The sequence below is a fragment of the Mycobacterium sp. 012931 genome (assembly GCF_000419295.1).
GTDB classification, from domain to species: domain Bacteria; phylum Actinomycetota; class Actinomycetes; order Mycobacteriales; family Mycobacteriaceae; genus Mycobacterium; species Mycobacterium marinum.
Window position 1 is genome coordinate 2,943,792 of record NZ_AOPX01000001.1, and the last position, 23,371, is coordinate 2,967,162.

General features: G+C 66.3%; 15 protein-coding genes and 2 pseudogenes. 3 read left to right on the forward strand and 14 right to left on the reverse strand.

Annotated features, from left to right (window positions below):
• Positions 1–4 precede the first annotated feature (4 nt).
• Complete coding sequence (locus MMSP_RS13025) at positions 5–3,598, reverse strand: protein kinase (RefSeq protein ID WP_369797315.1); 3,594 nt, start codon at positions 3,596–3,598, stop codon at positions 5–7.
• Positions 3,599–3,837: 239 nt separating this feature from the next.
• A complete protein-coding gene (locus MMSP_RS13030; protein ID WP_036427252.1) occupies positions 3,838–5,238 on the reverse strand; it encodes a wax ester/triacylglycerol synthase family O-acyltransferase in 1,401 nt (466 codons plus the stop codon).
• 374 nt (positions 5,239–5,612) lie between these two features.
• On the opposite strand from MMSP_RS13030, the gene MMSP_RS13035 reads away from it, so the two are divergent.
• Entirely contained in the window at positions 5,613–7,061 is a 1,449-nt protein-coding gene (locus tag MMSP_RS13035) for a PE domain-containing protein (RefSeq protein ID WP_020786992.1), read from the forward strand.
• 86 nt (positions 7,062–7,147) lie between these two features.
• Here MMSP_RS13035 and MMSP_RS13040 read toward each other — a convergent pair whose 3' ends face one another.
• The 3 genes and pseudogenes from MMSP_RS13040 to MMSP_RS13050 form a co-directional block, all read right to left on the reverse strand.
• Complete coding sequence (locus MMSP_RS13040; protein WP_036426485.1) at positions 7,148–7,903, reverse strand: Asp/Glu racemase; 756 nt, start codon at positions 7,901–7,903, stop codon at positions 7,148–7,150.
• A 117-nt stretch (positions 7,904–8,020) separates the two neighbouring features.
• Positions 8,021–9,762, reverse strand: a pseudogene (locus MMSP_RS13045) (PE family protein).
• Positions 9,763–9,854: 92 nt separating this feature from the next.
• Entirely contained in the window at positions 9,855–10,271 is a 417-nt protein-coding gene (locus tag MMSP_RS13050) for a M15 family metallopeptidase (RefSeq protein ID WP_020786996.1), read from the reverse strand.
• A 665-nt stretch (positions 10,272–10,936) separates the two neighbouring features.
• Between MMSP_RS13050 and MMSP_RS13055 the strand changes: the two are divergent.
• Positions 10,937–12,313, forward strand: a pseudogene (locus MMSP_RS13055) (serine hydrolase domain-containing protein).
• Between the two features lie 92 nt (positions 12,314–12,405).
• Here the strand turns inward: MMSP_RS13055 and MMSP_RS13060 are convergent.
• Both MMSP_RS13060 and MMSP_RS13065 read right to left on the reverse strand, forming a co-directional pair.
• The gene (locus tag MMSP_RS13060) at positions 12,406–14,274 is read right to left on the reverse strand and encodes a serine/threonine-protein kinase PknD (RefSeq protein WP_020786999.1); all 1,869 of its coding nucleotides are present in this window, start codon (positions 14,272–14,274) and stop codon (positions 12,406–12,408) included.
• Positions 14,275–14,376: 102 nt separating this feature from the next.
• Entirely contained in the window at positions 14,377–14,973 is a 597-nt protein-coding gene (locus MMSP_RS13065; RefSeq protein WP_020787000.1) for a TetR/AcrR family transcriptional regulator, read from the reverse strand.
• A gap of 95 nt (positions 14,974–15,068) precedes the next feature.
• Here MMSP_RS13065 and MMSP_RS13070 point away from each other — a divergent pair, with 95 nt between their 5' ends.
• The gene (locus MMSP_RS13070; protein ID WP_020787001.1) at positions 15,069–15,470 is read left to right on the forward strand and encodes a nitroreductase family deazaflavin-dependent oxidoreductase; all 402 of its coding nucleotides are present in this window, start codon (positions 15,069–15,071) and stop codon (positions 15,468–15,470) included.
• 21 nt (positions 15,471–15,491) lie between these two features.
• On the opposite strand, the gene MMSP_RS13075 is transcribed toward MMSP_RS13070, so the two are convergent.
• From MMSP_RS13075 to MMSP_RS13105, 7 genes are all read right to left on the reverse strand, one after another.
• Complete coding sequence (locus tag MMSP_RS13075; protein ID WP_232022564.1) at positions 15,492–15,812, reverse strand: hypothetical protein; 321 nt, start codon at positions 15,810–15,812, stop codon at positions 15,492–15,494.
• Between the two features lie 164 nt (positions 15,813–15,976).
• Entirely contained in the window at positions 15,977–17,212 is a 1,236-nt protein-coding gene (locus MMSP_RS13080) for an FAD-dependent oxidoreductase (protein ID WP_036426486.1), read from the reverse strand.
• Between the two features lie 229 nt (positions 17,213–17,441).
• The gene (locus MMSP_RS13085; protein WP_020787004.1) at positions 17,442–18,095 is read right to left on the reverse strand and encodes a class I SAM-dependent methyltransferase; all 654 of its coding nucleotides are present in this window, start codon (positions 18,093–18,095) and stop codon (positions 17,442–17,444) included.
• Positions 18,096–18,259: 164 nt separating this feature from the next.
• The gene (locus MMSP_RS13090) at positions 18,260–18,772 is read right to left on the reverse strand and encodes a nitroreductase/quinone reductase family protein (RefSeq protein ID WP_036427254.1); all 513 of its coding nucleotides are present in this window, start codon (positions 18,770–18,772) and stop codon (positions 18,260–18,262) included.
• Between the two features lie 157 nt (positions 18,773–18,929).
• Entirely contained in the window at positions 18,930–20,222 is a 1,293-nt protein-coding gene (locus MMSP_RS13095) for a hypothetical protein (protein WP_020787006.1), read from the reverse strand.
• Between the two features lie 267 nt (positions 20,223–20,489).
• Positions 20,490–21,422 (reverse strand): alpha/beta fold hydrolase, encoded by a 933-nt coding sequence (locus tag MMSP_RS13100; RefSeq protein WP_012395033.1) that lies wholly within the window; start codon positions 21,420–21,422, stop codon positions 20,490–20,492.
• A 42-nt stretch (positions 21,423–21,464) separates the two neighbouring features.
• Positions 21,465–23,318 carry a long-chain fatty acid--CoA ligase gene (locus MMSP_RS13105; RefSeq protein WP_020787007.1) on the reverse strand — a complete coding sequence of 618 codons (1,854 nt, stop codon included), beginning with the start codon at positions 23,316–23,318 and terminating at the stop codon, positions 21,465–21,467.
• Positions 23,319–23,371 lie beyond the last annotated feature (53 nt).

The window sequence follows — 23,371 nt, forward strand, 5'->3', positions numbered from 1 at the left end:
GCTGCTATAGCCATACAGGGGTTTGCCGAGCTGTCGCGCGTGGGCTGGGTCCGTCGTCGCCGCCGGAGGCCAGCGTCTGCACGTCAGGGCTGAACACCGCACTGCGCACGGGGCCGGTATGTCCCCGAACGGGCAGCACAGTATTGAGGTTCCACAACCGGATGGTGCCGTCGTGGCTTCCGGTGGTCAGGGTGTGTCCGTCGGGCCCGAACGCGATGCTCCATACGGTTCCGTGGTGGCCGGTCAGAGGTTGACCCAACGGACCGGGCTGCGCTGGATCTGTGACGTCCCATAGTCGCACCGTGTCGTCGACGCTGCCGGAGGCCAGGGTGTTTCCGTCGGGACCGAACGCCACGCTGGCTACACCGGCGCTGTGGCCCTGCAGGGGTGGGCCCAGGGGGCCCGGGTGTGCGGGGTCGGTGAGGTTCCACAGTCGGATGGTGCCGTCGTCGCTGCCGGAGGCCAGGGTGTGTCCGTCGGGGCTGAACGCGACGCCGGCGACACTGGCGCTGTGGCCTTCCAGGGGTGGGCCTAGGGGGCCTGGGTGTGCGGGGTCGGTGAGGTTCCATAGCTGGATGGTGCCGTCGTGGCTGCCGGAGGCCAGGGTGTGTCCGTCGGGGCTGAACGCGACGCCGGCGACACTGGCGCTGTGGCCCTGCAGGGGTGGGCCTAGGGGGCCTGGGTGTGCGGGGTCGGTGAGGTTCCACAGCTGGATGTTGCCGTTCTCGCCGCCGGAAGCCAGGGTGTGCCTGTCGGGACTTATCGCAACGGTGTTAACGGGTGCTTGCGTGGGGATGATGATGCGAGTGGTGTTCAGCGCCGCGGTGGCCGTGTAGAACGCGCCGCGGCTGGCGGCTGGGTTGGAACGCAACTGTCGTGCCGCCAGGGTGGCGGCGAGCGCGCGAATATCGCTCTCCGCGATGGTCCCGGAGAACACCAACGAGGCCTGCGCATCGAGTTGGGCGGCCAGTGCGTCGCGGGCTTGACGGGTGGCGCGGTTGAACATGATCACCGCGGTGGCGGCGCCTACCACGGCGATAACGGCGATGACGGACGTTGCGGCGATTACCGCGCGCAGGACGCGAGACCGCTGTCGTAGGGCGGCGGCGCTCTCTTGAGCCTGCTCGCGCGCTTGGGTTTCGGCGGCCGCGAGTTTCTTGGCGGCCTCGAGTTCGGCCCGCTGGCGTTGCTTCTCGAGCTCGGCTCGTTCGTTTTCGCAGTGCCGGGAGGCCAGCAGGTAGTCGTGGGTTTGGTTGAGGCGTTCGCGGAATCCGGTTTTGGCGGCTAGGTTTTCGGCTGCGGCCAGCTGGGATCCGCGCAGCAGCCAGGCTTCGTCGCGCCGCTTTTTCTCCCACTCGGCGGCGCTGCGTTCCAGCGCGTCGGCCGCCTTGAGGTCTTCGACCTCGTCCGCCAGCCAGCCCGAGAGATCGCCCCATTGGCGCAGCAGACTCTCCAAGGCGACCTCGACGATGACCTCTCCGTCGCGTAGGTCTTTGATCAGCAACCGGCGGGCCAGGAACCGCTCTAGCAGCGGGCGGCTGTCATCGGGCAGGTCGGCCCAGCGTGCCAAGCGGCGCATCGGCTGGTCGTTGTCGGGATTGATGGTGGCCAGCCACGGGATGAACGCCGCGCGCAGCAATTTGAGTTGCTGGGCCCGCTCGTCGGGATCCGAGGACAGAATCTCGTGGATCTCGGCTTGCACGACGCCATCGATTCCGCCCCGCTTGGCGTAAGGCTCGAGAGTGAGCCGGCCCGTCGACCCGTAGTCGCGGTACAGCCATGCCAGCGTCAGTGACAGCAGCGGCAGCGTGTCTGCGCCGCCGGTGGCGTCGGCGAGCAGGTGGCGCACCAGTTCCTCGTCGAGGTACAGCGGGCGTCCGCCGTCCGTCGAACGCTGCGAAGGTCCGGTGATCACCCTGTTGAACTGGGTTGCGTCCATCGGCCGAAGGTCGAACTGCTTGGTCTGCAGCCCGGCAAGCTGTGGAGCGGTCTGCATCAGCTCGTAGCGGTCGGTGCGGATCGTCGCTGCCACAATCAATGGCAGCCTGTCCTGGCCGTTCGTGCCGAGAGCCAGATCCCGGATGAGCGCCAACAACCCGGCGGCCTCCACGCCGGCGTCGCTGGTGAACAGCTCTTCGGCCCGATCCAGCGGCAACACCAGGGTCACCGGGGTGTCATCGGTAGCCCCGGTTGCCGGTTGCCGGTTGGCGGCCTTACGGCACTCCAGCAGCCACGTCCGCAGCCGGGCCACGTCGCCGCTCGCGCACGCTTCCTTGATGTCGCCCAGCGGCGGCTGTGCCAGGCCGAGGCGTTGCCGCGTGGTGCAGATCGCCTGTGCCAGCCCGCAGGCGCCGGTGAGCGCCTTGAGCTCGGGGCGGACAATGTCGAGGACGAGATACTTGCTTGCCTGTCTTTGCAGCCGGGGCACGATTCCCGCACGCAGAAAACACGACTTGCCGGCTCCGGACGCGCCCAGCACCACGAACAGGGTCTCGTCGCTCGCACGCATTCCGCGCAGGGCGTCCATCGCCCGCGCCACCTCGGCGTCCCGACCGAAAAAGACGCCCGCGTCGACCGGCTGGAAGGGTTCCCATCCGAGGTATGGCGGTCGGTCCGGTTGCGACGGTGGTGGCCAGGGGAACGACGCGGCCCCCATGCCGGCGCGCGGGATGTCCTCGAGTCCAAGGGGCGCGGTGTCTCTAGGCGATGGCGAGTCGACGAGCTTGGGGGTCTGCGTAGCAACCTGGATGTGGTGTCCGGCCGTGGTGGTCTGCCCGCCCGGCGGCGTCGCCAGTGCGGCAGCTGCCGCCATCGCGAGTTCACCAGCGCTGGGGTAGCGATCGTCAGGTTGTTTCGCCATGCCACGGGCAATGACATCGTCGAATCCCGCGGGCACGGCGGACCGGCGCTCACTCGGCTTCGGCGGGGGCGTGGCGAGATGCGCCGTCATTTGCAGCGCTACCCGGTCACCAGGGAATGGCATTTCGCCGGTAAGGCATTCATAGAGCAAACATGTCAGCGAATAGACGTCGGCGCGGGCATCGATGACGTCGCTCATCATTCGTTCGGGGGCCATGTATGCCCACGTTCCGGCGGTGCGGCTCTCGGCGGTCAATTTGGCGCCGGTACCGTCCTGGGCCAGGCCGAAATCGATCAGGTACACGAATCCTTGATCGGTCATCAAGGCGTTGGATGGTTTAACATCCCGGTGCACCAGCCCATGGGCGTGGGCGGCATCCAGAGCGGCTGCGATCTGTTCGACCATTCGAACGGCTCGCGCCGGAGTCATGGGACCGTCGCGCTGGAGCGCGACCTCGAGGTCAACCCCGTTGATGATCGGCATTACCAGGTACAACTGGCCGTCAATTTCGCCGGTGTCGTGGACGGGGATGATGTGCGGGTCGGTCAACCGAGCCGCGATGAGAGCTTCCCGGCTGAACCTCGCGCGAAAACCCGGCTCGTTGGCCCGATCGGCAGGCAAGATTTTGATCGCCACGTCGCGTCCCATAACGGTGTCGTGCGCCTTATATACCGTGCCTGCAGCACCCTGTCCGATGAGCTCGAACAACCGATATCGACCGAATTCCCTGGCGTCCAATTGATTACGCTCTCAACCTAACTGTTCTGCACATCACCCGACTCTTCTAACGTGCCGCGTACCGCCCAATTTGTAGCCCATAAGGCATGCTTCCGACACTCTTTTGGAGATTCCCCATCGCATTAGCGGGGTGATGTCGATGTCGTAGGTGGGGCGACGTGCATCGTAGAGCAACACGGTATAGGCGCCGCCGAGAAACACGAAGTCGACCCGGTGCGGATGTGGCCAACAGCACCCGCTCACCGAGAAGCGCGCTGTGACCTCCCCGCGGCTGTCTCCGCCGCGTCGCGCAACTCCTCGTAGGCTCGCAACGTCAGGTCTGCCAGTCGTGTCGGATCCTCGATGGCCGCGGCGTTGGCGATGAACCCGAAGTCCATATTGTCGTGGTAGGAGGCCAGCGTGGCGTTGAGCCCGATGGCGGCGGCGAGCGCGGAGACCGGGTAGATGCCGAGGAGTCGGGCTCCGTTGAGGTATCGGATGTCTGAGGCGCCTGCGACGTTGGAGATGACCAGGTTGCACGCCGGGTGCGCGATGCGATCGAGATGGGTGGAGGCGCCCACGCCGGCGAGCGCGACGAGTCCGACCGCGTAGGTCATGGCCGCTTCCTTCGACATGGCGCCGAGTTCTTTTTTGGCGGTGGCCACCGAGTTCATTACTTGCCCGATCCGTTCTGGCATGCTCGCCCGCGGCTGGCCGAGCCGCACGAAGATCGCCGACACCCGTGTTCCGATCGTGGTGTCGTCGTCGGCGCGCAGCGAGACCGGACACATCGCGATGAAAGGATGGGCGAACTCGCGCTCGGTCTCGCGTAGGTATGCGTGCAGTCCGCCGTCGATGACGCTGGCGGCGACGTCGTTGAGGGTGGCCCCGAAGTGATGGCCGATTTCGCGCATCTCGGCAAGCGGCAGCGACAGTGTTGCGAACCGTCGACCGATTTCCAGCGGTGCGTTGGTGGGGGCGTGCTGCGCGACGAACGGCAGACTGCCCTCGAGGTGGGATCCCAGCAGACCGGAAAGCACCTTGCGCGCCGCGCCGACAGCGACCTGGTTCAGCGCCGTGAACTCGGTGACCGCCCCGCGGATCGAGTGAGCGACCTTCTCGGCCAGCGGCGTGGGCGGGTGCGGTTCGGGGACGGGCGCATCGAGTGCGAATGCGGGCTTGGGGATGGTGTCGCGGTCGGAGGTGCTCAGTCCCTCGTAGAGCCGCTTGAGGCCGGATTCGCCATCGATGATCGAATGGTGCGTCTTCGTGTAGATCGCGAACATGTCGTCCGGCACACCATCGATCACCCAACACCGAAACAGCGGCCGGTGCCGGTCGAGTTGTGGTTCGTGTAGATCGGCAACCAGGCGCAGCAGATCGTCGTAGCCGGCGCCGGCCGGCAACGCCAGGTGCCCAACGTGGTAGTGCGGGTCCCAGTTCGCCACCTCCCGGAAATGGGGCGCGCCCCGGACCAGCAGTTCCGGGACATAGTTGAACGGCGGCGTGGGTGAGCACCCTCGGTAGGCGGCCACGATCTCGTCCACGGGATCTCGGCCGAACGGCTTCTTGAACAGCAACATCGCGCCGACGTGTGTGGTGCCGGCCGGCGACTCGAGCAGCAGCCAGGAAAGATCCAGTGGCGGAATCGGTTTGGTCATCGTCGAGCTCCCATCCGAGATCCGGGCCACCGTGTGATCGTCCATCGGGGCAGGGCGCTCAAGGGTCCGTACCCCGGATGCTCCCTCGCGACGACCGCGGTCGACGAGGGCCTAAGGGCCCTTGCTGTGCCAGCCGTAAGTCCCTGCGGCTAGGCGTGAGACCGGCCGGTTCGGCAGTCCCGGCGCCGGGGCCGCTCGGATAGTCGTTTCGAACCTGCTGTGGCAGCGTCGAATCGCGCCCTGAACAGGATCGGGGAAATCGCCGAACGCCTGTTCGTGCGTCTGCGATCGTTCTGACCACCCCGGACCGCCAACCCGGCTAACATTCTGTAGCGGTCCTGAGGTTGTCGGACTACCGGGTATGGGAGCCGCCGATGTCGACATACGTGATCGCAGCGCCCGATGCTTTTTCCGTAGCGTCGGGGGAGCTGGCCGGTATCGAGGCGGCGGTCAAGGGGGCGGCCGCGGCGGCGGCGCCCTCGACGACGGGGATCATCTCCGCGGCGGCAGACGAGGTGTCCACGGCCATCGCGCGGCTTTTCGGCAGCTACGCTGACGAGTTTCAGACGCTGAGTGCGCAAGCGACGCGGTTTCAGGCCCAGTTTGAGCGCGCGTTGAGCGAGGCCGGGGCCGCCTATGCGGCCGCCGAGGCCGCGAACGTGTCGCCGTTGCGGGCGTTGCTGCAAGAGGCGGAGAGCCTCGGGGTTTTCGCACCCATTGAGCGGCTCATCGGGCGTCCGCTGTTCGGCAACGGTTCCGTCGCGGCCGCGAGCACCGGGGCCACCGAGGCCAGCTCGCTGCTCACCTCGGGCACCAACCAGGCAGGCCTGGGCGGGGCGGTGAACTACGCCGCCGCCGAGGCGCTCGCCGCTCCGGCTACCGGGGCGACCGGGGTCAAGTCGGGGTTCTCGTTCCTGCAGATTCCGATCGGCCCGTCGGAATTCCTGGGCATCACGATTCCGCAATTCAACTTCCCCGCCCCCGCACACTGGTACTTCCCGACGCAGGCCGACGGTTCGGTCAACGCCAACGGCGTCATCTACCTACAGCACGGCTTCGGGGCGATCGGCTGGTTCTACCAGCCGCTGGCCATGCAGCTGGCGCAGCAGACCAACAGCATCGTGGTGGTTCCCACCGTGCCTTCGATTCCGTTGCCGTTCGGCATGTGGATCGGCGGTGCGCAGATGCAGCAGGGCGTGGGCTCGCTGTTCCTGGGCAGTCAGACGGCGCTGAACATCAGCGCGAACCAGGCCGGCTACCTGGGCACCCTGCCGCAGGACTTCATCTTGTCCGGGCACTCCGCCGGCGGTGGGCTGGCCTCGATCGCCGCCGGCAGCTACCTCGCGAACCTTGGGGCGGCCACCAACCACCTACAGGGTGTGGTGATGTTCGACGGGGTCGCGTCGAATGCCTCGGCCTTCGGGGCTGCGGTAGCCAACCTGCAGGCGGCGAATGTTCCCATCTATGTGGTGGCAGCACCACCGCAGCCATGGAACGCTTTTGGTGCCACCACGAATCAACTGGTCAATCTGTACCCAGGCCAGTTCACCGGGGTCGAGATTGTCAACGGCTCACACGTCGACTCGATGCTGGGCGGAAATCCCCTCATCGACTTCGCCGCCCAGCTGCTGACCGGGTTCTCCTCGCCCGGCGCCACCCAGGCCGTGTACACGTTGTCCTCGGGGTGGATCAACGACATCTGGGCCGGTGCCGACCCGCTAAACCCGATCTACGGCATCTACGGACCCACCGGTGGCTACGTCGCCCCCGGCGGCCAGGCGATCTTCCTCGGGCCGACCGCCGGGATCGTATTGCCGGCGTAGTCGAGTCGGCGCAGACGAACGGGACGCCGGTTCCGGCGGCGACCCGCCGCCGCGGTCCCGGGGATCAGCCCCGGAGCGCAGGTTGTTCACCCACTCGCGCCGCCGTCGAACAGGGCGCCCGCATCGGCGGCGACTGGCGCAACACCCAAGGACCGCAGTATCTTCCACGACGTCGCGGTTGCCGCCGAGATCACCGGCAAGCCCAGCATCGCCTCAGCGGCGGGAATCGCTGCCAGGGAGGGCATTTGGACGCATGCCGACAACACGACGGCGTCGGCGTCGTGGGTGTCGAGCCGAAGGGCGATGTGCGGCGGGCGCATCGGGTCCAGGCATCCCACCACACGGTTGTCCTCTACCTCGAGGCTGATCACATCCATTACCTCGATGCCCTCGGCTTCGATGTAGTCGACCACCTGCGACGTAAGAGGTTTCATGTAGGGCGCAACCATCGCGATCTTCTTGGCGCCCAGTTCCCGGATGCCCTCGACCAGAGCGCCGGCGCTGGAGATCACCTCGACGGTCCCGCCGGATTGAGAGGCAACCTTTGTCAAGCGCTCTTCGATTGTGCGGTGTGCGTTGGGTCCGGCGGCCATCACGGCGACCAGACAGGCGTAGGCCATCACATCCACGGCAGCGTCGGCGAGCTCGGTCGTCGCGCGCTCCGCGCTGGCGTTCATCGCCATAAGCTCTTGTGGATCAACCTTTTTCATCCGCATGCGACTGGCATGGAAGGTAAAACGATCACCGGTTGTGCTGCCGTTGGCGCGCAGCACTTCAGGAACCTCGGCTTCCATTGTCGTGTTCGAACTGGGTACGAGTAAGCCGACGCGGTAGCTCGACATCTTTCCGCCCTCTGACACGGGGATACAGATTCGACTCATTCAGCCTGGCCCCGACATGTCCGGCGTGTCAACCAGTTACGTGGAGCTCGGCTCGCCGCGCTGACGCGGTCGTGCCTCTCAAGGGATAGCGGGCCCGCTCGTGCCGGCGCTGCCACCGTTCAGTCCGGCCTGGCCGGACTGGCCGTTGGCGCCGGTAGCGCCCGTGGCGCCGGGTTGGCCGGCGGTGCCGGAGGGCGGAACGGGATTGTCATCCATGTCGAACGAGGTGCCACCGTCGCCGCCGTCGCCACCGGCGCCGCCGCCACCGCCGTCGCCACCGGAGCCGGCGTCACCCCCTGCACCGACCATGCCCGACTGGCCATAGGTGCCGCCCGCGCCCGCGGCCCCACCGGTGCCGCCGTTGCCGCCGGTGCCACCGGTGCCGCCATTGCCGGGCGCATTGGGATTGTCGAAAGAGTCGCCGCCGTTGCCGCCGCTGCCGCCGGTGGCCCCGGTGCCGCCACTGCCGCCGCTGCCGCCCGTCCCGCCGTTGCCATACAGACCGCCGGTCCCACCAGCGCCGCCGGCGCCGCCGTTGCCGCCGATGCTGCCGATGGCCCCGGTGCCGCCGTTGCCGCCAGTGCCGGCGTTGGCGTTGTCGTTGATGGTGAGCGAGCCGCCATCGCCGCCGTTGCCGCCGGCCCCGCCGCCGGTACCGCCGTTGCCACCGTTGCCGCCGTTGCCGGCGGTGCCGAGAATGCCGCCGGAGCCACTCGAGTGCCCGCCGATGCCGCCGTTGCCGCCCCAGCCGCCGACCAGCGGACCAAATCCGCCTCTACCGCCGTCGCCGCCGAGGGTGCCCGGCCCGCCGGTCCCACCGTTGCCGCCATTGCCGCCATTGCCGCCGAAGGGATTGTCGTCGATGACCCCGCTGTTGAAGCCGTCGCCGCCGGTGCCTCCTTGCTCCCCGGCGGTGGTGCCGTTGCTGCCGGTTCCGCCGTTGCCGTCGCCGCCGTTGTCGGTGGTGCCGGCCGCACCGGGATCGGCGTGGCTGGCCACCGGGTTGGGGGTGGGGTTGACTCCGGGCGCGCCGGTAGCCCCGTTGCCGCCGGCCCCGCCATCGCCGCCGTTGCCGTAAAGGCCGCCGCTGCCACCCGTTCCGCCGGCGCCGCCGTCAGCGCCGGGTGTGGTGGGGGTGTAGCCGTTGCCGCCTTTGCCGCCATTGCCGGCAGCGGTGGTAGGTGTGGACCCGAAACTGCCGTTGGCGCCGGTGCTGGAGCCGTGGCCGCCGATCCCGCCGGCGCCGGGGTCACCGGCCGGCCCCACCAGCTCCGCTTGTCGAGCTTCCGCCGGACCCGCCGGCCCCGCCGGTGCCGATCAGCCCGGCGTTACCGCCACGGCCGCCGGCGTGACCGGGTGCTCCGGACCCGCCCGCGCCGCCGTTGCCGTACAAGATGCCCCCCGCGCCGCCGTTGGCCCCGCTGCCCGAGGTTGCATCGGAGCCGTTGCCGATCAGTGGGCGACCCAATAACGCCTGCGTGGGTCTATTGACCACGTTGACCAGGTCCTGGCCCACTGTCTGCAACACCGAGGTGCTTGCGGCTTCAGCCCCGGCATATGACTCCGCGCTCGCGGTCAACGCTTGGACAAACCGGTCATGAAACGCCGCTGCCTGCGCGCTGACCGCCTGATAGGCCTGCGCGTGGTTACCAAACATCACCGCCACAGCCGCCGAGATCTCATCGGCGCCCAACGCGCCCACCAGCATTGCGGTCGGGCTCGCCGCGGTAGCACTGGCTGTACTGATACTCGAACCGATACCGGCCAGCTGCGCGGGCCGCAGCCTCCAACAGCTGCGGTGCCGTCACCACAAATGACATAGTCGATCACCCCATCCGGCCGGAAACCACACCACACCGCCCGCCGTTAGCCGGGGCGATCGTCAACACCCCTGATGCTAGCGGTCTGGGTTCTAGCGTTTCCTGATTTGGGCAAAGGTGATGAGACACATCAAGGGCTGGCCACCGCCGGCGCACGAGTCCGCTCGCGAGGCCGACCACCGAAGCCGTGCGCCGACAACGATGTCTCGCTGGAATCGCCGCTCGAAGTGTTGGTAGCCGATAGGAGTTGTCCAGGCACCACCCCACCGCCAGCCGTGATCGGCGAAGGCAGGCACAGCCGGATCGCCCTTGTGTGGGAGTCCGGCGTCGCTGCGGCCGCGATCCGGACACGCCGGCTCGTTCTTCGGTTGGAATACTCCCGCCGCGTCGATGTAGGTCTTTGCGCGATTGCCGAAGGCGTGTGGAGACGATTGGCCGGGTCCCGTGATGGCCCGGCAATTGAGGGTTGACGCATTGTCCTGCGTCGATAGCTGATCATCGGCGGCCACGGATAGTGGTCGCCCCTGCGAATGTTCTCGATGGGAAAGCGCAGTCGGTAGAGCCGCTCGAAGATCGTGATGACCTCCACCCCCAGATCTTGGTGCACGATCAGTTCGCGACGACGGAACGCGGCGTCAAAACCGAAGTGGTTGAACTCGATTCGGCGTAACCGCGTCGGTCCGATCGGCCAATCCGGGTGCCAGGTTGCGCCGAGGTCGGCGGCAGTCACCGGGGAGACACTCGCACCGAAGGGTGCGGGCGCCACGGTGCACTGCGCGAGCAGGACGGCAGCCGCGATCATTTCAACGAGTAAGGCAACAGGCTGCCCGAAAGCGTCGGCCGGTGATGAGCCATCTGCGTTGCCTGCACACTCGCCCGATGATCACACGCAGCCGACGATATCCGGGGTCAGCGGGCAACAATCGCGCGGTGGCACGATGATCGGTTCGGAGTCACTACGCTGACGCAGGTAAGCATCGACAGCGGCTCGCCTTCTCGCCGGACCCGCCCAGAACGTCCGGCCGGGCTGCCGCCTGCGCGAAAAGTGCTCAAGGCCATCGCCGTTGGAACTAGTTTGCTCACCCTCGTTGCGGCATGCGCGCCCCACCAGCCGACACCCCCAGCGCCATCGCAGGCCGCACCCGCACCGGTAAGGGAGGGACCGAGGCCCGCCATGCCCGCCGTGGATGCGGCTGGCCTGGCTGCCTTCGCACCCGTCTCTCGGCTGATCAACGACGCCATTGCGGCCGAGCGGCTACCGGGAGCCGTCGTCGTGGTCGGCCACGGCGGCAAGATTGTCTTCCACCAGGCCCATGGCTCCCGCAAACTCGCAGGTGGACAGGGGCTCGATGGGGTGTCGGCACCCGCGGAGCCGATGACCGAAGACACGATCTTCGACATCGCGTCGTTGACAAAATGCCTCGCGACGGCGACGGCAATCATGCAGCTATACGAACAGGGCAAGGTTGGGTTCGACGATCCGGTGCAGAACCATTTGCCCGGCTTCAACCCCGCGAGCGACCCACAGCGTGCTCAAGTGACGGTCCGCATGTTGCTGACACAGACCTCCGGCGAACCGGTAGATGTCGGTTTGCAAGATGCATGGGGACTGGACGGCACAGACCGAGCGGAAGGCATTCACCGTGCGCTGAGCACGCCGCTGCAGTCGCCGCCAGGGCGGGAGTTCCGATACTCCGACATCAACTACATTTTGTTGGGCGCGCTGCTCGAGAAAATCGCTGGTGAGGCCGAAGATGGCTACGTTGCGCAACATGTATTCGCCCCAATTGGCATGCAAGACAGCGACTTTCTTCCTGCGGCCAAAGCCTGCGGTCCACACAGCGTGAGAGGAGCCGCGATCGGGTGGGCTCCCGCGCCGGCAGGGCGCCCGCGGGCGCCCTGCCCTGCGGGTACCTGGGACACCGCCCTGCTGTCGCATATCGCGCCAACCGCACTCGATGAGGAGAGCGGTGCCGATCCAAGCCGGAACCCCAATTTCAACCGGCTGCTTCGGGGCACGGTGCATGACCCCACAGCGCGCCGCATGGGGGGAGTGGCCGGGCACGCCGGGGTGTTCTCCACGGCGCACGATGTCAGCAGCTTCGCGCAGGCCCTGCTCGATCGTCTTGCGGGCCGCCCCAGCACATTTCCACTGACGCAGGCGACGTGCGAGTTGATGACGACCCCGCAGCAGCCCGGACATCACATGGCGCAACTGGACGCCGCGAACGCCGCGGCGCGAGAAGCGCTTGCGCACCGGCCGAACTGAACAGATCCGATGCTGGCTCCGCGCTATCCGGCGATCAGCGGACAAACCCTGTTTGGGTTCGGCTGGGATATCGACACGCCATATTCCGCGCCGCGGGGCGTGGTCTTTCCCATCGGCAGCTTCGGTGGCACCGGCTTCACCGGAACTTCGCTGTGGATAGACCCGGGTTCCGACAGCTATGTGGTTCTGCTGTCGAACGCAATTCATCTGCGGGGCAGCACACCGATTTCGGACCTGCGTGGACAGGTGGCCACAGCGGCCGCCCTGGCGCTGGGCTTGTAGGAGGTGGCCGCCGGCACCGCGAGCAGACGCAGAATCGCACGCGCGGGGACGCGCAAGTGCGATTCTGCGTCTGCTCGCGGCGAAACGGGCCGCTACTTCTGGCGCAGCGCGACTATCTGGCTGCTGCGGCTACCGACATAAACGGTGCCCATGTTGTCAACAGCCAGACCCCACGGAAAATCGAGTCCGGTGAAGGGCAGCTCGATTTGCGTCGTGGAACCCGCCGGCAGTTTGAGCGTCCGATTGTTGCCGCTATCGGTGACATACACCGCGCCCTCGTTGTCGAGCGTGACGCCGCCGGGCTGGTTGAGGCGGGTAAAGGGCAGCGCTATTTGCCTTTTCGATCCTGCGGGCAGCGCGAGCACTCGGTTGTTGCCGCCGTCGGCCATGTAGACGGTGCCGCTGCCGTTGACCACCAGGCCGGTCGGACTATTAAGACCGGTAAAGGGCAGTTGGGTCTGCATGTTGGAGCCGGCCGGAAGCGCTACCACTCGGTTCTTGGCCGTGTCGGTGACATAGACGGTGCGGCTGCTGTCCACCGTAAGACCCGTCGGATTGCCCAGATCCGTGAAGGGAAGGGTGATTTGGGTTGATGTTCCGGCGCGAAGCACCAGGACCCGCCGATTGCCGGCGTCGTTCACATACACGGTGCCGCTGTTGTCTGCGGTCACCCCGGTCGGATAGCTGAGGCCTTCGAAAGGCAGCACGGCCGGGGTGGTTGAGCCGGCGGACAACGCCAGTATCCGATTGTGCAGAGTGTCACCGACGTAGACCGTGCCGCCATAATCCACCGACAAACCCTGCGGGTCACGCAATCCGGTGAATGGCAGCGTCACCTGGTGGAATCGCTGCTCTCCCGAATGCAACGTGGTCACGGTGATCACGGCGGCAACGGTCGCCGCGACGACAAGCAGGGCAGCGGCCGAGATAGCGACCGCCTTGCGGCGCCACCAGGGCCGTGACGGTGATCGTGGCTGCTCGGCTGGCCGCCCGGCGGTGGGTTCGCGCCGTGGCGACGGATGTCGCAGCCGTCGCGGGACGGTTGTTGCGGTGGAGGTATCCGGTTGACCCGGGCCGGCGACACCGTCGGGGCGGCCGTCGGCAACGCCGGCGTTCGGCGTCCGAGGGCGCATCGGCGGTCCCGATGGAGGCGCGGTGAGCGCCTCGCGGGCGGCGCGCGCCAACGCCACCGCAGTCTCGTAGCGATCGGCGGGATTCTTGGCCATGCCCTTGGCGATGACCGTATCCAGGCCGGCGGGCAGCCCGGGTTTGATGCGCGACGGCCGTGGCGGCGGAGCCTCGAGGTGACCGCTGATCTGTTGGTCCACGGTATTGCCGGGAAACGGATGCTGCGCGGTCAAACACTCGTAGAGCACGCAGGCTAGCGAGTAGATGTCGGCGCGGGCGTCGATCTGTGCCAGGTTGAATCGTTCCGTGGCTATGTAGTGGCAGGTGCCGATCACATCGCCGGCCGCGGTCAAGCCCAGTTCTCCTGGCGCACGTGCGATTCCAAAATCGATCAGATACGCGAAGTCGTCGTCATCGAGCAAAATGTTGGACGGCTTGACGTCCCGGTGCAGTAGCCCGTCCCGGTGGGCGGCGTGAAGTGCCTTAGCAACCTGCTCGATGATGTGCACGGCGCGGGCGGGGGGCAGCGGTCCGCGGCTCAGCGCCGATTGCAGGTCGTGGCCCTCGATCAACCGCATGTCCACGAACAGCCGTCCGTCGATTTCCCCATAGGTATGGATCGGGATCAGATGCGGGCTGGTCAATCGCGCGGCCACGTGTGCTTCGCGGCGGAACCGCTGCTGAAACACCTCGTCGTCGGAGATCTCGGCAGGCAGGATCTTGACTGCGACAACCCGGTCGGTGACCGGGTCATAGGCCCGCCACACCTCGCCCATACCGCCGCGGCCCAGCAATTCGAGCAGCCGGTACTTCCCGAACGACGTTCCCTCCAACAAGGCCTCCCACCGCAAGCGGCCAGCAACTGGCCCGACCATAACGCGGCAGCAATCGCAGTCGCAGGCATTTCGATGCGCCGCGCCGCCGCACATTCGCAGCTAGCGGTCCGCGGCTTTGTCCAGTCGCGATGGCTCGAGGTGGGCGATGATGGTGGGCGTGACCCGGGCAACCACCTCTTCCCGCGGCGTGGAGGCAATGGGCTCCAGCCGAAGGACGTGGCGCAGGTAGGCGATGCCCAGCAGCTGGGCCATGGCCAGGTCGATCCGCAGTTCGGTATCGGGGCCTGGCAACGGTTGGGCCAACTGCGGGTACATCTGGTCCTGAAAGAAATGCCGGACCAGGGTGGTGGACTCTTCATGGGTGGCCGCACCGCGCAGGATCGCCAGCAAAGGGGCGCGTGATTCCGGCCGCTCCCAAGCCTCCAAGAACACCCGGGTGAGCCGCGCCCCGAGCTCGTCACGATCGCCGCTGAGAATGAGCGCACTCATCGCATCAGCTTCGAACGGCCATCCCACGATGGACCGGAAGAGTTCGGCCTTGCTGCCGAAGTAATGCCGGATCAGCGCCGGGTCCACCCCGGCCGCGGAGGCGATGTCACGGACCGAGGTCTGTTCGTAGCCCGACTCGGCGAACAGCCGCCGAGCGGTCGTGACGATCGCATTGCGGGTGTCGGGGTTACCTCGACGTCGTCCCATTGGGGGCATAGTCCTGAAATTCTACAGTCGTTGACTTTTCGGGCGGCCAACGTTAGCGTAATGGCATTAATTCCACGAGTGAGGAGTTTTTCAAAATGCCGGCACCACGCTGGGTCGCCAAGGCCAACAAGATCAGTCTCAATCGGTTCACCAAGTACGTCGCCCCATGGGCCCCAGGGTGGGCCGTCGTGGTCCATCGCGGGCGCAAGTCGGGCCGCACGTTCCGCACCCCGCTGTGGGCCTTTCACCGGCGCAACGGATTTGTCATCGCTTTGACCTACGGCACCAGCTCGGACTGGGTGAAGAATGTCCTCGCCGCTGGTGGCTGCGAACTGGAGACCAGGCGGCATCGTTATCAGCTGGGCGACCCCGTGGTCTTCCGCGACGAGGACGCGACCGATATGCCGGCGTTCATCCGGTTCATGCTTCGCCGGGTGCTCAAGGCGCCGGAGTTCCTCAAGCTCGACGTGGTGCGCGAACTGGCGCCGGCGGGCTGACCGCAGGGGGCAAGCACGCGGTCATGGCTGGGAAGCGTTGGGGCTGGCGATCACGACCTCCATCACGAGCCCGAAGCGGTGTACGTGCGAGTGATGCGCCAGCTTCCATCCGGGGTCTAGCAGCGCGCTCACACTGATCGGACGGCATCCGCCGACAAGTTGTGGCGCAACGCGCCACAGCCCGTTCCAGGCGCGACAGGCGACCCGTTCCAGCGGCCGCTCCCCGTAGGAGAGACTGGCCACGCACAACAGGCCGTCGGCAGTCAGGATTCGTCGCAAGTCGTCCAGCACCGCCCTCGCATACGCCTCATCGAGCAGGTCGAACACAAACGTGGACAGCACCCGGTCCGCGGACCGGTCGCCAGGGCTGCATTGGCCACGAGCCGGTCGAGCGTCTCATCCTCATAGAAGGCCTGCCAGTCCTGAATGCGTCCGATCCTGTCGTAGACCGAACGGGCCTGGCTCAGGGAAAGCGCCACGGTTGTCCTCCTTGCCCACCCTATGCGCTATGTCGGCCCTGGCTTGTCAATCACCGCCAGGTCGGGATGCTCGGGGCGCACTCCCATGCCGATCAGGCGGGCGGGAATGCGGGCGAGCAACGGGAGCCGCCGGATCAGTCGCACTTGCAGTGGCGCCTTGAACTGTTGCGAACTACCCAATACCGCGGTGACAACGTTCTTTTGGAGAAACACCTGGGCCGCCTGGGTAGCGCGGGTCGGCAACTCGCGCCGTGCCTGCACACGCTGCAGATCGGCATCGCTCACCTGGCCGCGACGTAACGGCGAGATCAGTAGATTGGCCGCCGCGACCGCGTCCTGGATGGCCAGGTTGATCCCAACTCCGCCGATCGGTGACATCGCGTGGGCGGCGTCGCCGATGCAGAGCAGTCCCGGCCGATGCCATTGCTTGAGGCGGTCGACCGAGACGGTCAACAGCCGCAGATCGTCGAAGTCGGTGATTTCCGCGACTCGGTCCTTGACGAAGGGCGCCATCTTCACGATCTCTTCGCGAAAGAACTCAACCCCATGGCGACGCGCTTGTTCGATGGACCCCTTGGCGATTACGAAACCGCATTGCCAGTAGTCGCCCCGGTTGATCAACACCAGGATGGCGCCGCGACCGAAATTCCCCATGGATTCCTCCGGGTCGCCGGGCCGGCGCGACATCCGGAACCACAGAACATCCATCGGCGCACCCAGGCTCAGCACCTGCAAGCCCGCTTGGGCGCGCACGGTGGAGGTCCGTCCGTCGCAGCCGATCACGAGGTCGCTGTGGATCTTCTGCTCACCGTCGGGGGTATTCACGACTACGCCGGTGACGCGGTTGGGCTCCTCGATCAGTTTCGTGACTTCGGCCCGCATCAGCAGCCGGAAAGACGAAAAGCGTTGTGCCTCTTTCGCGATGAAATCCAGGAAGTCCCACTGCGGCATCATCGCGACGAACTTTCCGCGAACCGGCAAGTGGCGGAAATCGGCGACCAGTGCTCGGAAGCTACCGAATTGAGCGTTCAGCGTCGGTGTCGGCTGATGCGGCCGCTGCAACAGCTGGTCATAGAGCCCAAGCTCGTTCATGACCTCGAGAGTTGACGGGTGGATGGTGTCGCCGCGGAAATCCCGCAGAAAGTCTGCATGCTTTTCCAGCACGATGACGTCGACCCCGGCCCGGGCCAGCAGGTAGCCCAGCATCATGCCAGCCGGCCCGCCGCCGGCGACACAACAGCGCGCTCTCAGCTCTGATTCCATATCCCGCCTTGCGCTTGGATCCGACGATCGGGGCCGGTGTGCGATTCGATGCCGCATGCCGGGGCTGCCATACCCGACCGGTTCTTTCCCGTTGATGTCGCCGACGGCTCGTCGCGGAGCTGCGCGCAAGCGGCCGGCAGTGTCGCCTCTAGCACCGACGGCGAGTTCACCTGCCGAACTCTACCGACGTGGCTGGTCCGGACCGGCGATGACGTGAGTGGTGGCGTCGTCATAATTTTGTCGCAAGGTAGAGATGGACGCTGCCGAAACCGCCGATCTGCTCGTGCTGGACCTCGAAGCCGAAGTCATCCAACAGCGTTGGCATGTCACGAATCACGTCACCGGCCCGTTGCCACATACCGGCCAGCGCAGTGCCCAGGCGATTGCCGTCTTGGGGATAGCCAACGTCGATCAAGACCAGCCGGCCTTGTCTGCGCAGCACACGATGCAGTTGGGTCATCGCCCGTGCACCGTTGGGATAACCACTGAAGGACATGGTGTTGACGACGGTGTCGAACTGGCCGTCCGGATAGGGCAGTGCCTCGACGTTTGCCTGGGACAAGTCGGCGCTCACACCCGCGCGGCGCAGATTGCGCCGCGCCATTGCGACCATGCGGCGATTGAGGTCCACCCCGTAGGTGTCAAAGTTGTTCGCATAGCCGGTGAGCAGCCAACCAGTGCCGAAAGAGACCTCCAGGACGCGCGGGCCGCGGATGTGCGGGAGCGCTGCACTGATCCAATGCCGCCACACGGGCAGCAGCTTGACCGCGAGGTCGTAGGGGCGGGCCAGTCGCGTGTACAGGCGATCGAAGTGCGCGGTAAATGCCTGGGCGTCAACGGGCTCCGCGCGGTAGCAAGTACTCGGCGAATCCTGCTGGTTCATCGCGTTCCCCAGTGCTCAGCGCAGCATTACTGCATTGCCCTCGCGGCACCGCGGCGGCACCGGCGAGGGCACCTTACCCCACACTAATCCGACCACAGGCCCACAACGAGATGTTCGCAGGCTTGCGATCAGGCTGACCACACTGGAGAAACTTTCCCGGTGGCTCACGCCTTGTCGGTGATGTCGAGGCGAAGAAAGGAACGCACCTTGTAGAGGCGGAACGTTCGGCGCGACCGCGCCGAGATGAACGGGGCCGCGACCGCGAACCCGATGACCGCCGGCGCTGTGGTGCGGTAGCGCCGGCCCTTGTGCTCGACGGTGCACTCGTCGGCCGCCATGACATTGGCGCACCAGTCCGTCCGGCCGTAGGGGAGCGGGATGTAGAACTGGTCACCAACACGCTCCGCGACGACGGGCGTCGCGTAGGCCCGCCCCGTTGTGCGGCCCTGATGATGGATCACCGAGGCATACCAGTGTGCGGACCCTGCCATCGTCAACATGGCCGGGTTGAGCACGGCCCTGTTGAAGCGCCGGATTGCGTTGATCGCTGGGCGCAGACGTAACCGAAAGGAGACGATCAAGAACGCCTCGAGCACAACCAGCAGCAGCCCCGCCCCGGCCAGCACCTGGATCGCGGCCCGCCGAACGGGCGATGTGCTTGTCGTGTCCTGCCTCACCGCACGCTCCCGCTCAGCCGGCACCGGCAACCGGATTCTGTTGGCCGTAAACCGATCACGCTATCGCGTGGCGAAACCGGCCGAACGGGTCTTTAGGCCCATTTCCGGGGAGCCATTCGTCCCACAGAAAGTGGTGTCGGCTACCGGCGCCGCCTGCTCAGCAGGCCGGATCGGATTCCTGCAGACCGGCGCCGTCTATCGCGGATTCAGCGTCTTTGTCGCGCTGTATGACTGGTCCCTGCTCGCCGCGTCTGTTGCCCCGTAGCGGCTCGGTCAGCTGCGCACCCAGGCCGACGAGCCCCCGACCGACGGCCACCAGGGCCCGGTTGGTGGTGCCCGCCGCGACTTCGATGGTGGCAAATGCCGCATCGAGCACACTCGGAACGTGGAAGTCCTCCCACATCGCGGCCTGTTGGTGGCGGGCTCTCGCGAAACTGTCGAGCTCGTCGCGCAGGGCTAGGCGCTGTTTGGCCAGCTCGCGCACCGCCAGGAAACGGAAGCCGTCGATCGCCTCTAGCTTCGCGAACCGGTCCATAATCTCCTTGGCGTCCTGATAGATGCGGACATCCTCGCGCAGATGATGATCGACGAGCTCGCGGGCTTCGTCGATCGCTCGTAGCAACTGCTGTGGTTGCGTCGACTCGATTCGGGCAAGGCTCAGACGCTGCCACTTGTGCAGCGACTCCTCGGCGATCACCAACAGGCTCAACGCATCACCAAGCCGGTTGTCGTTGACGGCGTTGCGCAGCTTTGCCGCGCGCTGCTGCACGGGCAGGTCGTCAGCGAAACACGCCAGCGCGCGCCTGACGTGGTTGCGCAGTTGTTCGGCTGTGACATTGAGCGCGGGGCCCAGAGCTGCCACCGAATCCCAGTAGGCATCGGGCAGCGACCCGTACTTCTCCAGCGACTCAACCATCCGCGAAATGGTCAGGCTGTTACCCAGAACGTCGCCGGCACGTTGTGCTCTGGCGACTTCGAGCACCGCTTCGACCTTGTCTTCTACCCGACGGACCGCGTCTTCGACCTGAGCAATCGCGGACTTCAACGCCATCTGCACCGCGATCATCTGCGCCGAAACCATGGCTTCCGGGCCGAGCCCCGCCGGCCGCCACTGCAACTGCGCCAGGAACTGGCCGGCCTCAGCCGGTGCCGTCATCCAATAGAAGCCCGCCGAGCTGGGAACGAGGTTGCCGATCCGCAACGCGCTCAGGCTGTCGGGATGCAACTGAACGTATTTGTCGCAATTGGTGAGCACCGCGGTCACCCCGGCGAGCTTGCCCGCCGCGCGGGCCAGCGGGGCGCCGTGGATTCCCGCGACCCGCATGGTCTGCCCGGCGATCGCACGTAACCGCGACAGATAGGACTCGACAGCGGCAGAATCACCGCCAATCAGCAGGCTGTCGTCCTGGAACGACACCACGATCTGCGGGTCATCGGTCCTCGTTGGCACGCCGGACACCTCATATCTGCTAAGGGGACCCTAATAATCTCTCGGCAGTGTATGCAGCCGGCGTGAGAGTTCGCAGGCATTTGTCGCTACCGGGCGCGGCAAGGGGCCATCTCAGTGACTGGGCATGGCGCCCGAATGCAAACAACGGGTGAATTGCGGCGGCACCAACCCACGTGAACATGCGAATACCACGGTGGGCGGCGATTTCGCTCGCGCCACGTGGGCTGGATCAAAGCCGCGGGGCAGAGTCGACAAAGTCGTTGCAGCTCAAAGCGATGAGCGGACAAACTGGAGGACCTCGTCGGCGGCGGCGAAGCCGCCTAGGTGGCTTTCGCCCGGGCGCGCGATGAGCTCGGCATTGGGCAGCCGCGCGATCGCCGCTCGGGCGGCGGCCAGCGGTACCAGCGGGTCGGCATCGCCGTGCCACCACCGCACCGGCACCGTCACGTCGGGCAACCGGAAGCCCCAGTCCCGTCCGAACAGCCGCAAATCGTCGATCATGGCCTGGCAGCGGCTCTTGACGACCAGGACTATGTCATCGAGGAACACTGCCTCCAATTCGGGGTCGGCGAAGACCTGCTGGTCGCCCTCGGGAGTGATGCTGGCATAAGCCCGATAGAGGTAGTGCGAGACCGGGACCAGGGGCAGCAGTCCGGCGGCCAGCGCCGCCAGCGGGCGGCGCAACTCCGACAGGATGGGGGTGAAGCGACGGGCAAGATCGGTGACCGCGTCGGCGGTGGCGTCGGGGCCGACCGACGGAACTATTCCGCCCAACACCGCCACGGTGGCCACGCGAGACGCCAGGGGTGCTACCGCGCCGCAGGCCAGGGCATAGGGGCCGCCGCCGGACAGGCCGACGACAGCAAGCCGCTCGGCGCCCAGCGCGTTGGCCACCGCAGTCATGTCGGTGGCCCAGTCGGCCATCGCGGTGTAGGCGTGACAGTCGGAGAGACCCGAGCCGGGGCGCTCCACGACGACTACGCGCAAACCAAATTCTTCGGCGGCACGCCGGCCCAGCAGCGGGAACTGGCGTCGCGCGCCGGGCGTGCCGTGGAACCACAGCACCACCGCGCCCGCGGGGTCACCGAACTCGGCGAAGCCAAGCCGGCGCCCATCGGGCAGGTAGAAACGGCCCTCCGCGCGGGGCTTTTCGACGCGCGGTACGAAAAAAGGATGCCGCAGTGGGTTGCTCAGCTTCATCGAGAAGCTGCGACCAAGTGCGATGACATGTGAGTGCGCGAGTCAGTCGGGTTTGGATAGGTCGACGATCTCCGGGCCGGGCGTTGCGGCGTAGAGCTTGTCGATCTCGGTCGAATACTTCTGCGCGATGGGTTTGCGTTTGAGTTTCATCGTCGGGGTGAGTTCGTCTCCACCCGGATCCCACGCGGTGCCGATGATGATGAACCGCTTGATCTGTTCCACCCGGGAGAGCTTGGAGTTTCCCTCGCGGACCGCGGCGGTAAACATTTCGCGTGCCTGGCGGCTCTGGGCGAACGCGGCCGCCGACGGATCGGCCATGCCCAAGGCGGCGGCCTGCGCCGCGGCGGTGTCACGATCGAGGACAACGAGTGCGGTCACGTAGGGACGTGCGTCACCGAACGCGACCACCTGGTCGATCAAGGGGCAATCGGCCTGGATCGCCCTCTCGATGTTGCTGGGGGAGAGATTCTTTCCGGATTCGTTGACGAGCAACTCCTTCTTGCGGTCGACGATGGTGACGAATCCTTGGGCATCGATGGTGCCGATGTCGCCGGTGTACAACCAGCCGTCGGCGTCGATTGCCTCGGCGGTCTTCTCTGGCTGGTGCCGGTAGCCGCGCATCACGATCGGTCCGCGGATCAGCAGTTCGCCGTCCCCGGCCACCTTGACCTCGACGCCGCGCAGCGGTTTACCTACCGAACCGAGCTTGATGGCGTCGCGTCGATTGGAGGTCGCGCCGCCCACACATTCCGATTCTCCCCACACTTCGTAGACGGGAATGCCTAGGCCCCAAAAGAATTCCAGTGTTTCGACCGGCATGGCAGCGGCGCCGGTGACGCCCCAGCGCAGTTGATCGAGGCCGAGCGCCTCGCGCACCTTGGCCAACACGAGGCGGTCGGCGATCTTGTGGCTGATGGCCAGTGCCGGGGAGAGGGACTTGCCGGACAAGGTCTGACGGGCAGCGCGGATGCCGGTGTCGATGGCCCACAGGGCCAGCCGCTTCCTGGCTCCGCCGGCCTCGGCAAGCTTGGTTTCGATCCCAGCTTGGATCTTGTGCCAGACTCGGGGCACCCCCAGCCATAACGTGGGGCGGGCGTCCGGTAACGCCTCGGCGATCGCTTTGACGTCGGCGACATCGGTTACCTGCACTCCGAAGACCATGTTGGCGTAGTGCGCGGTCACGCGGTCGGCGACGTGTGCATGCGGCAGGTAGGAGGTGATCCGATCTGTCGGCTGCATGCCAAGCAGCTCGACGATCGCGGAGAACTCGGCGATCACATTGGCGTGGGTGAGCTCGACGCCCTTGGGCGGGCCGGTGGTACCCGAGGTGTAGATGAGGGTGGCGATGTCATCGGGCCGGACGGATTGCCACGTCGCATCGAAGTTGAAATCGGTTTTGGCCCCGCTGGATTCGAGCTGTTCGAGGCTCATACCGGCGTCGGCGTCGGCGTCGGCGTCGGCGTCGATCACGATCACGTGAGCAAGGTCGGCGACGGCCGCATTGATGGCCGGCAGAAAGTCCTTCTCGGTGAAGACGACCTTGTTCTCAGCGTTGCTGAACAGGTACTTGATCTGGTCGGGAGCCGAGGTGTTGTAGATCGAGAACGGGATCGCGCCCAGATGCAGGACCGCGGTGTCGACCAAGTGGAACTCCGGACGGTTGCGCAGCATGATCCCCACCGTGTGGCCGCGTTCGACCCCGAGAGCGGCCAGCCCGGCAGCGATCCTTCGCACCCGATCGGCGTACTGGCGCCAGGTGAGGACGGCTTGGTTTCCGACCGTGCGGATGGCCACCGAGTCCGGGGCTACGGCCGCGGTCTGCTGAAAAGCCTGGGGCAGGGTGGACACCGATACTCCGCTGGGGTGGCGAATCACCGCGAGATCGCCTTTGCTCATTGGTCCGCTCCTTCGACTATCTCTCTGAGGATCATGCTCGATCTTGCGCCCGG